Genomic DNA, 11,273 nt, shown 5'->3' on the forward strand with positions numbered 1-11,273 from the left:
CCCCATGGCCACACTCGAACGCGCGCTCGTTATCGCCGCAGAGGCACACGCGGGCATGACCGACAAGGGCGGCGCACCCTATATCCTCCACCCGCTGCGGCTCATGCACCAGATGACTACGGCCGACGAACGGATTGTCGCCCTGCTCCACGATGTGGTGGAAGACTCCCCCTGGACGCTTGAGGCCCTCCGCGCGGAAGGCTTCTCCGAGAACGTCGTGGCGGCGGTGGACGGCCTCACCCGCCGCGAAGGCGAGCCCTACGAAGACTTCATCGCGCGCGGCGCGGCCAACCCGCTCGCGCGGCGGGTCAAGCTGGCGGACATTGAAGACAACCTGGACCTGCGCCGATTGGGGGAGCTGGAGGAGAAGGACCTGGCGCGCCTGCAACGCTACCAGCGCGCGCGGCGGGTGATCCTGGCGGCAATCGCCGGCGAATAACGCGCCTACCTCCCGTTACCGCGGTCCACACCACAACGCAAACATCAACACGGCAAACAGCGCGTGTCCATGGTCACGCCGGCGTGCCGCATGCTCCCGCCACACCGCCTCGACCGCCGCCACGTCCAGATAGTCCCGCGCAACGCTGTCCCCGCGGCCGAGCTCGTCAAAGAGCAAGTCCCGCATCTTCGGCTGCCGCATCCAGGCCTCCAGGGGGATGTTGAATCCGGCTTTGGGGCGTTCGAGGAGGGCGTCGGGGTAGAAGCCGCGGAGGGACTCGCGCAGGATGTGCTTGCGCACCTTGCCGCGGTGAAGTTTCGCGTCGGCGGGCAGGTTGGCGCAGAAGGCGACGAGATCCGTATCGAGAAAGGGCACCCGCACTTCCAGCCCGTGCGCCATGCTCATGCGATCGACCTTCACGAGCATGTCGTTGGGCAGGTGAAAGTGCAGATCCGCGTGGAGCCGCGCCCCGAGCCGGCCAAAGTTCGCGGGGACCTCGTCCATGAGCGACGCGTAGCGCGCCACCGGGTCGAAGGCGGCGCACCGCGCGCGGAAGTCCGCCGTATAGATCCGGCCCTTCACGCGCTCCCCGCAGGCGAGCCGCCAGGAGGCATGATCGCGGTTCGGCCCCGCCTCGGCGCCGTCGACGAAGCGCGTGGCGACCTGGTGCAGGTTGTATTTTCGGTCGGCCACGGGGATGCGGTGGGACAGCGGCGCGATCAGGCCGCGCCGCACGGGGCCGGGGATCATCCGGTAATACCGTGCCCATTCGCTCGCGCGGTAGGTCTCGTAGCCCGCCAGGAGTTCGTCCGCGCCGTCGCCCGCGAGCACCACCTTCACGTGCCGCGCGGTCATGCGCGAAAGCAGGTATACCGGCAACATCGAAGAGTCCGCGGTGGGCTCGTCCATATGCCGGGCGATTTCCGGCAGCAGCGCGACGCTGTCGATATCCAGGACTTCCTCGATCAGATCCACGCCCGCCGCGTCCGCCGCGATCCGCGCCTGGGGCCGCTCATCGTAGGCGCGCTCCGCAAAGCCCGCGCTGAAGGCCTGGAGGCGGGCGCCGCCCGAGCGCGCAACCGAGGCCGCCACGGTGCTGGAATCCAGCCCGCCGGAAAGAAACAGCCCCACGGGCACATCGCTCACGAGCTGGCGGGTCACGGCGCGGTCGAGCAGCGCGCGGAACTCCTCCAATTGCTCGCCGAAGGGGCGTGAATCCGGGGTATCGCGGTAGGGGATTTCCCAGTAGCGCGTCTCTACGCAGCCCTTCGCGTCCACCACGGCGTAATGGCCGGGGGGGATCTGCCGCACCGCGCGCCAGCCGGTCAGCGGGGCGGCGGAATAGCTGAAGGTGAAGAACGCGTCCAGGCCCTCGTCGCTCGGCGTACGGTCCACGCGGGGGTCCCGGAGGATCGCCTTGATCTCCGACGCGAAGTGAAAGCGCCGCCCGTCATCGGCGTAAAACAAGGGCTTGACGCCCAGGGGATCGCGCGCGAGGAACAACTGCTGTTCCGCCGCGTCCCACAGCGCGAACGCGAATATCCCCGAGAAGCGCGCGAGGCAGTCCGCGCCCCATTCCATCCAGGCCCGCGCAACCACTTCGGTGTCGCCCCGCGTGGTGAAACGGTGCCCCTTCGCCTCCAGCGCCGCGCGCAATTCGCGGTAGTTGTAGATCTCGCCGTTGTAGGTCAGGACGGCGCGATCCCGGTCGGCGCGCAACGGCTGGTTCGAGGCCTCCGTGGGATCGAGGATGGAAAGGCGGCGGTGGCCCAGGCCGATGGGCCCTTCAACCCAGGTCCCCCCGGCGTCGGGGCCCCGGTGCGCGAGGGATGCCGCCATGGCCTCGACGAGTTCCGGCGAGGCCCGCCCGCCGGCGTATTCAAACAGGCCGGCTATGCCACACACGGCCCCGTCCTCCCGCGGCCGCTCAAACCTTCAAGCCCAGCGCGATTTCCAGCACTTCGTGCATGCGCGAGACGAAATGCACCGTGAGTTTCCCGCGCACGTTGTCCGGGACTTCCTCCTCGAACATCGCGCGGCAGGATTCCGGCAGGATGACTTCCTTCACCTTCGCGCGGGACGCCGCCAGGACCTTCTCCTTGATGCCGCCGACCGGCAGCACGGAACCGCGCAGGGTGATTTCGCCGGTCATGGCGAGGGCGGGCTTCACGCGTTTGCCCAGCAGGAGGGAGCACATGGCGGTGAGCATCGCCACACCCGCGCTGGGGCCGTCTTTCGGGGTGGCGCCCGCCGGAACGTGGACGTGCAGGTTGTACTTCGTGAAGGACTCCTCGTCGACGCCGAACTGGGCCGCGTTGGCGTGGAGGTAGCTCAGCGCGGCGCGCGCGGACTCCTTCATCACGTCGCCGAGCTGCCCGGTGAGGATCAGTTCGCCGCTTCCCGGCATGCGGGTCGCCTCGATGAAGAGGATGTCGCCGCCGACCGCCGTCCACGCGAGCCCGATGACCACGCCCGGCAGGCGCGTGCGCTCGGCCATGTCGTATTGGACCTTTTTCGGCCCCAGGTGTTCGCGGAGCGCCTCGACGGTGATGCTGACGGGCTTTTTCCGGCGGCCGGCGAATTTCCGGGCGCACCCGCGGCAGACGTGGCCGATTTCGCGCTCCAGGTTGCGCACGCCGGCCTCGCGCGTGTAGGAGGCGATGATTTCCTTCAGCGCTGCGGGCGTGAACTTGAGCTGCGCGGCCTTGAGGCCGTGCGCTTCGAGCTGCCGCGGCACGAGGTAGCGCTTCGCGATTTCGAACTTCTCCTCCTGGGTGTAGCCGGCGATCTCGATGATCTCCATGCGGTCGCGCAGCGCCCAGGGGATGGTATCGCCGACATTCGCCGTGGCGATGAACATGAACTTCGACAGGTCGAAGGGCAGGTTCAGGTAGTTGTCCGTAAAGGTGTTGTTTTGCGCGGGATCCAGCACCTCCAGGAGGGCGGACGAGGGATCGCCCCGAAAATCGCTTCCCAGTTTGTCGAGCTCGTCGAGCATGATCACGGGGTTCATGGTCTGGACTTTCCGGGCCATCTGGATGATGCGGCCGGGCATCGCCCCGACGTAGGTGCGCCGGTGCCCGCGGATCTCCGCCTCGTCGCGCATGCCGCCGAGGGCCATACGCCCGAACTCGCGCCCGAGCGCCCGCGCGATCGACTTGCCCAGCGAGGTCTTGCCGACGCCCGGCGGTCCGATGAAGCAGAGGATCGGCCCGTGCGCGTCGGGCTTGAGCTTCCGCACGGCCAGGTACTCCAGGATCCGCTTTTTCACGCGATCCAGGCCGTAGTGGTCCTCGTTCAGGATGGCCTCGGCCCGCTTGATGTTGAGGCGGTCGCGCGTGGACTTATTCCAGGGCAGTTCCAGCGCGGTGTCCAGGTAGGTGAGGATGACGTGGTAGTCCGAGCTGGACTCGTGCAGCCGCGCCAGGCGATCGACCTCGCGCAGCAGCTCCTTGCGCACCTCGGGAACCACCTCCAGCGCCTCCACGCGCGTCCGGTAGGCCTCCGCGTCGGACCGCTCCGATTCGCCCTCACCGAGCTCCTCCTGGATCGCGCGGAGCTGCTGCCGCAGGAAGAACTCGCGCTGGCCCTTGTCGAAGGCGTTCTTCACGTTCTGGTGCAGTTTGCTGGAGAGCTCCATGATCTCCAGCTCCCGCTGCAACACGTACATCAGCCGCGTGATCCGCTCCTGCGGCTCCGGCAGCGCCAGGATCTTCTGCTTTTCCTCGTTGGAAATCGAGAGGTTCCCCGCCACCATGTCCGCCAGGTAGCTCGGATTCTCCACGGACTCGATGATCACCTGGACCCCGTCCGGGATGTTGGGGGAGAGGGAGATGAGCTGCGCCATCTGCGTTTTGATGGTCGCGGCGAGCGCATCCAGCTTCTGCTTGTCCTTGATCACGTCCTCCATGGGGAGGATGCGCGCGACGGGATAGGGCTCGCGGCGGATGAAGCCCGTGATGCGGCAGCGCTTGAGCGTCTGCAACATCACGTTCAGCGTGCCGTTGGGCGGCTGCTGCACCTGCACGATCCGCGCGATGCAGCCCACGTCGTAGATGTCGGCCAGGTTCCCTTCCTTGCCGCCGGTCTCCTTCGCCGCGCAGATCGCCACCAGGTGCTCGCCGTTGTGCACGTCGTTGATCAGCCGGAACTCCGATTCCGATCGCACCGCGATCGGCACCAGCGCCAGCGGGAACACCACCTGATCCTGCAACACAACCAACGGGAGCGCATCGGGAAAATCGCGCGGAACCGGCACCGGAAGGCCGGAATCTTTCGAATCATTCTCGGACACAGTCGCAAAAAACCTCATAACGGACGTGGGCGGGACCGGGAGGGGGCGCCCTGCCGCGGGCCCGCCCGCCAGACAGTACACGGGGCCATGCACATGCGCATAGTATACCGCCCGCCCCGCCGCCGCGCCAAAACGGAGCGAGGGCGCGAGGGCGCCTGCGGGACATCGTGTAACGTTTCAGCCGTCTGGAGCAGCGGCGCCCAACCAGGGATCGCGGACACTCATGTCTGCGGCAGGGCGAGCCAGCGTTCCCGAAAAAAAGGGTGCGGTTCTGATATTACCGCGCCCAGACTGTGGGGAAGTAAGAAAAGTCTCGGTTTTTGCAGTTCGCCGGAAACCCACCATGATACGGGCTTTCAGCCCTGGCCGAAATCGTCGTCACTCTTCCTGGGCCTGCGGCCCAGGCTGATATGATCGTGCGCCACCGGCGCTGAAGAAACGATATTCAGGGCCGAAGGCCTTTTTCAAACCAGCCTGGGCCATCGGCCCAGGCAAAGGGATCCGATATACCATGAGGGCTGAAGGCCCGCTCCATAGCGCTGGTAATTCATCGGCAATATCAGAACTCCACCCGAAAAAAAACAGTCCGAATTGACCACGTCCCTAGTTTCACTCACCTTCAAAACATCCGATACACACACCACCAAACAAGGCCGTTATTTTCACCCGGCGTCCCCCGTCACGGCGCGACGGCTTCCAAGTCATCCCCCGAAATCCCCGCCACCCACGAATTCAGCCACGGCCAGTGCCACCACAGGTTGAACACCGATCCGAATTCCGGCGCGCTGTTCCAGTGCGCCCACTGCGCGCGGGCCGCCTCCTCAAACCGGCTGTCCCCCGTTAGCTCGCCCGCAGCCGCGATAAGCGGAATAATGAACGGATCGAGCGACGCCACCCGCGGGTAGCGCGGGTTCGGCGAATACGTCGCCATTGCGCCGGGCGGCTCCCACGGCCCCCCCTCGCAGATCAGCGATTCCGCCAGGCCCACCAGCAATTGCGCCGCCTCCACATCGCCCGTCATCTGGTACCAGCTCCATAGCGGCCCCGCCAACTGCGCCGCCATCCAGGGAACATTCCCGGGATAGCTTTCGGATCCGTGCCATTCGATCCAGACGCCCCGCCGGCGATCGGCGCGCGTCAGCATTGTCGCAAGCCGCTCCGCCCCCGCCTCCAGGAACGTCATTTCGCCGGTCTCCCGGTACGCGGCCACAACCGTGGCGAAGGGAGCCGCCGCATGCCGCGCTGTCTCGCCGCGCAGGCCCGCGCGCGACCGGACGCAATAGTCGGCCACCCCCAGGAACGCCTCGTTCGCTTCCGGATTCGCCGCGAGCCGCGCGTATAGTCCGAAGCCCTCGCCGCGCAGCATCGGGCTCCAGGGCCCGCCCCGGTGGTCCGGGCCGGGGCCCAGCATCGCGCCGATCCAGTTCTCGTCCGGAACCTCGGTATGCGCCACCGCCACATCCATCAGGTGCGCGCACATCGCTGTCGCCCGGTCAAACCACGCCCGGTCTCCCGTTATGAGCCACGCCATCCACAGCCCCATCATGCGGCCGTTGTAGTTGTTGGACCAGACCCGGGGGTTGTCCAGGTACGCGCTGTCCGGAAAATGGCGCAGCCCCAGCGACTGACCGAGATCGCGCCACGACTTCCCCTCATAGGTGTCCGCCAGGTGGCGCGCAAGCGCGCTTTCCGCCGTGATGGGCGCCGCGGGCCCGAATACGCCGGTATTGCAGTAATATTCCGGCGCCTGGAATATCGGCGACTCGGCCACGGCCGACGCCAGCGCCCTGCCGTCCACCGCGCCGAGCCCCAGCCAGACTTCGTGGCTCTTGGCTTCGCCGGGGTGCAGCGTAATCGGAGACGCGCCTCCCGCAAACAAGTCCAACGCGATCGTGTTTCCGGCCCGCGACAGGCCTTTCGGAAACAGCTCGTAAAAATGCTTCACCGCCAGCGCGCCCGTCGCCCACTGCGCGTAAAACAGGCCGTCCGCCGTGTGCTCCTTATCCGATGCCCGGTAGCCATCCGGCCCGGCCGCAATGAGGTCAAAATCACCGGCCACGTCGCCGTGGGGCAGCGTCAGGGATTCCGGCGGATCCGCCAGCGCCAGTTCCAGCCGCAGGTGCGCGATATTAAGCGGGGCCGCCGTGTCGTTGAAGACCCGCAGCCACAGCTTCAGCCACGGCAGATCCCGGTATGCCGAAACGTACAGCACGAAGGACCCGTGCGCGCGCTCCAGCCCCTCAAAGCGCCCGTCGATCGCGATGACGGTGCAGAACGGCCCTTCCTCCACCACCCGCCAGGCATCCGCCGTCCCGGGAATCACCACGCCACCGCGCTCCATCGCTATCCCGGCGCGCTCCACCACGGGTTTGCCTTTCCACGCCACCGCCTGAATCGGATCGCCCGCGCCCAGCGCCAGCGCAACCGTTCCAAGCGCAATCTGCGCCGTCCCATCACCCTCGTCCCGAATCTCGGGGGCCGCCGGGGCCCTCGCCGTATCCTCCCGAAAACTCAACTCCAGCGTGCGTTCGCCCGGCTTCACCGGCAGTCGGACCGTGGCCCAGCGCACGCTGCCGTCCGGCCAGGTCGACTCGACCGTCTTCTGTGCATAGACCGGCGCGCCGCCCCGCCGCAACCGAAAATCGCCCGGCCCCGGAACCGCGCCTTCGGGAAACGGGATGCCCATCTCCAGCGGGAAACCGGGCGCGGGCAGATGCTCGGGCGCCGCAATGGAAAGCGCGACCGTTTTTCCCCGCCACGATGCCGCGTCCGGAACCGGCGGCCACGTTTCGTGATGTCGCGCCAGCACCCGCCGTTCGCTCGGGCGCGGGCGTGGCGTCAGCGTTTCTTCGCCCGAGATGAGCGCCAGATCGCCCCAGTACACCGTGGTGCGGAAGCGTGTCGCGTCCGGATCGGTTTCGCGCGCCAGCCCGGGAGTGGGGGGGCGGTAGTAGTCGCCCCGGGCCGTCTCCGCGGACGCGCGCGAATCGAAGGCCACAAGCTGAATGCGCAACGTCCGTGATTCCGGAAGCTCGGGCAGCGCCACTTCGACCCACGGCGATTCCCCCGGGACGGCGGGATCGCTCACATCGACGCTCCAGACCAGCGCGTCGTTCACCAGCACCTGCTTGCGGCGGTGCGCGGTAAACGCATCCGCCGCAGGCGCCCCGGGAACCGCGCCGGTATGGTAGTCATCGCTGACGTAGAACCCGAGCCGCACGGGCCCTTCCCAGTCCGCCGGCGCCTGCACGGTGCGCGTCGCCATCGCGAAGTTGCCCTCCTCGCTAGGGGTCCAGGGGTGCCGCATGGCCAGCAGATCGCGCTGGTCCACCCGCATCGACCACGGGCCCCGCACCGTGTGTTCCCAGCCCTCCGCCAACTCGATATACTGCACGGCGGCGGCGACTGACGCCAGGAACAGCGGAACGCTCAATGCGGTGCTCACCATGCGCGGCTCCCTTCCGGCGGCGCGATCACTCCGCCGCGGCCGGTTCGTCCGGAATGCGCCCTTCGGGTATTTCCAGGGCCACATAGCGGTGCGAAAGCGCGCCATCGCCGCCCAGCGTCCAGACCCGGAATCCATACGGCGCCCCGTCGAAGTTCTTGCTCGTCGTGGCCGACGCGATCACGGGGATTCCCTCGAAATCACGCTCCAGATTCTTGTGCACGTGTCCGGCGAGCCACGCCTTCACCCCGGCGCCCTTCGCCAGTTCCAACACCTCCGCCCGGGTGGCGGGGGGGAGGTTGTAGTAATTCTCGTCCTCGCCCGGGTTGTCCGTAAACGGCGGGTAATGGCTCACGAGCAACGTTGGCGCGCCGCTGGCCTGGCTTTCGGCCAACTCCTCCCGGAACCAGCGGTCGTGCGCCTCGCTTTCACCGGCCACCGGCGCCTTCCACAACTGCGTGTTGACGATCATCAGCTTCACGCCGCCCTCGCGGACCGCGTAATAATCCGGGCCATACTGGTCCCGATACCGCTTCAGGCTTTCCAACGTGGGTTCGTTGCCCACATCGTGGTTGCCCGGCGCGAGATGGCACGGCATCTCGAAACCCCGCGCAATCGCCTGAAAATCGGCCACCGCCTGATCGTTGTTGCCGTCGTTCACCAGATCCCCGCAAATCACCACCCAATCCGCCTTCAGCGCATTGATGGACTCCACCGCAATCTCGAAGCGCGACTGATCCGCCGCGTAGCCGCCCATGCCCAGCTGCGTGTCGCACAGCTGCACAAATGTGGCGGCGGGTTCGGCGGCGCCCGCGGCCAGGCGGATCAGCGCAAACCCGATGCAAGCGAGAACGCGCTTTATCGCGCCGCCGTGGCCGCCGAAAGATGCGGCTGCAGATAGTCCTCGATCACACGGGTCAGCGTGCGCACCACTTGTGGCTCCTGCTGTTGGAATTCCTTGTTCCATTTTGTCTCCCGGTAGTCCTTGATGTTATACAGCGCCCCGGGCGCCGGAGAGCCTACACGCTCCAGGCTGCCCGGACGCCGGCCCGACTGCCAATTCATTCGCCATTCCGTGGTCCGAAGCGAGAATTCCATCGGATCTCCGAACACCGATATCGGATCCTCCGGCGGCGTGTGGTCCAGCAGGCTTCGATCGGAGAGCGCCGTCCGCAACGTGACGCCGCCCAGCGACGCCAGCGTCGATCCGAGCCCCTCCAGCGATACCGCCCCCCGCCGCGTACGGCCGATGCCCTCGGGAAGCGACACGATCAGCGGCACCCGCAGCGACTCTTCCGTAAGCCGCGCCACGCCCGGCCCGCCGCGGCGCCACACGCCACGCCCCGGCTCCGAGAAATCCAGGCCGTAGGGCGACGTGATCGCCACTACGGTATCGTTCAAAGCGCCCATTTCGCGCAGGCGGTCGAGGAATATTCCCAATTGCTTATCAATATCCAGGACCGCCGTGTCATACACGTCCAGCGGCTGCGGCACGCGTTCCCAGGGCTTGATAAAGCCCTGTCCGTAACGCTTCAGGGGCATCGGGCGGCGTAATTCCCGCAGCCGGATGAATAGGAAATGCCGCTCGTGTTCGCGGTGCGTCTGGATCCACTCCGCCGCCTTCGTAAGCGTCACGCGCGACCCCTCCGGCGCCAGGGGGGCCGGACCCGCGCCGTCGTGCGGCAACGGTCGTTGCGCGTACCGCGGGTTGAACAGCTGGAATCCGCGTTCCACCCCGGATCCATGCACGAGATCCCGCACCTCCGCGCCCTCGGCCTCCGTGAATGCAATCGTCGCGTAGCCGGCCTCCGCCAGGCGCTCGGGCAGATAATCCGTTCCCGGCGGCAGGGGCGTCGCCTCCCCGCCGGTGTTCCCGTGCATAATCGGCGGAAGCCCCGAAAACAGGCTCATCACCGTGCTGAACGTATCCGGGCACGGCGTAAACGCATTCTCCCACACGATGCCGCGGCCGGCCAGCGCCCGCAACTGGGGCGACGTCTCGCGCTCATAGCCGAACAGCTCCATGTGGTCGGCGCCCAGCCCCTCCACCAGGATCACCACCAGGTTCGGCCGCTGGGAAGACGCCGGCGCGGGGTGGCGGTAGGGCCCCGACAGATACATTTGCTTGCCGGAGGTATACGCCGGGCGCAAACCCGTTCGCCGCACCCATTCGGGTTCCTCGTCGGCGTTCCAGAACAGGCCGATGGACGCTGTGCCCTCCGGGGCCGCCCCCGCCGGAATCCGGTATTCGAACCAGCCCTCCTCCGCCAGCGCCAGGCTCTCCGCGACCGTCGCGATCGGCGTATCCGAATCCGCGCCGTAGAAACTGCACGTTACAACGATCGTGTCCTGCGGCGCCACGCCGTCGCCCGGATTCGCCCACCGCATCGTCAGGTGTTCGTCCTGGCGCGGCGCGGCGTCGAGCCGGTAGAGCAGGCCCTCGGTCAGCGCCCGCGCGTCCGCAAACGTCTCGCCCACGCGGACCGGCGCCGCTTCGGGCAGCGGAGCGGATCGCACCACGCTCAACGCGCTGTGCCATCGATCGAAGCCCTGCTGCGCGCTGATCGTGGCCACAAAGGCAATCGCCACATAGGGTATCGCGCGCACGGGCGTACCCGGCACGGCCTGGGTCGCGGCGAACAGCGTCGCCAGCTTGAAAAAACCGTGCAGCGCCAGAAAGACGAAAAAATAGATCGCCGGTTCCAGTTCGGCGAGCTTCGGGTGGGGCCACGGGACCGGGAAATTCATGAGATACGGAACCAGCGCCAACGCCATCAGCAGCGAAAGGCATTCCGTCAGGTGGGGCCCTTTGCTCTTGAAGGGCTTGATGGCCTGGATTAGCGCGCTGTAGGCCGCCTGCACGACGATATACCCGCACGCCACCATCACCGCCGCCGCGATGCCGGTCTCGAAATCCGTGACGTAGCCGCCTAGCGCCACGATCCGGCGTCCGAAAGCGCCGACTATCCCGGCCGAAATGCCCAGTGCGGCGAGGTAGAGCGGAAAGAAACTCAATGGCTGCCCTCCGCGCGCCGAATTGGCCCGCGGCGTGACATCGTGCCTGTACACATGTGCTCCAAACCCAACCCGGACGT

The 11,273-nt window shown here is 67.0% G+C and carries 6 protein-coding genes; 1 reads left to right on the forward strand and 5 read right to left on the reverse strand.

All coding sequences use genetic code 11. The annotated features are described in order from the left end of the window. Nucleotides 1-4 precede the first annotated feature (4 nt). Entirely contained in the window at nucleotides 5-439 is a 435-nt protein-coding gene (locus KF886_19595; protein ID MBX3179567.1) for an HD domain-containing protein, read from the forward strand. A 15-nt stretch (nucleotides 440-454) separates the two neighbouring features. On the opposite strand, the gene asnB is transcribed toward KF886_19595, so the two are convergent. The 5 genes from asnB to KF886_19620 form a co-directional block, all read right to left on the reverse strand. Next, entirely contained in the window at nucleotides 455-2,344 is a 1,890-nt protein-coding gene (gene asnB, locus KF886_19600; protein ID MBX3179568.1) for an asparagine synthase (glutamine-hydrolyzing), read from the reverse strand. A gap of 22 nt (nucleotides 2,345-2,366) precedes the next feature. Further along, nucleotides 2,367-4,751, reverse strand: coding sequence for an endopeptidase La (gene lon / locus KF886_19605; protein ID MBX3179569.1), 2,385 nt, complete (start codon nucleotides 4,749-4,751; stop codon nucleotides 2,367-2,369). A 661-nt stretch (nucleotides 4,752-5,412) separates the two neighbouring features. Further along, entirely contained in the window at nucleotides 5,413-8,181 is a 2,769-nt protein-coding gene (locus KF886_19610; protein MBX3179570.1) for a hypothetical protein, read from the reverse strand. A gap of 25 nt (nucleotides 8,182-8,206) precedes the next feature. After that, complete coding sequence (locus KF886_19615) at nucleotides 8,207-8,962, reverse strand: metallophosphoesterase (GenBank protein ID MBX3179571.1); 756 nt, start codon at nucleotides 8,960-8,962, stop codon at nucleotides 8,207-8,209. A gap of 74 nt (nucleotides 8,963-9,036) precedes the next feature. After that, nucleotides 9,037-11,193: a sulfatase-like hydrolase/transferase gene (locus KF886_19620; protein ID MBX3179572.1), complete on the reverse strand. Its 2,157-nt coding sequence runs from the start codon at nucleotides 11,191-11,193 to the stop codon at nucleotides 9,037-9,039. Between the last annotated feature and the right edge of the window lie 80 nt (nucleotides 11,194-11,273).

The organism is Candidatus Hydrogenedentota bacterium, assembly GCA_019637335.1.
Lineage (GTDB): Bacteria > Hydrogenedentota > Hydrogenedentia > Hydrogenedentales > JAEUWI01 > JAEUWI01.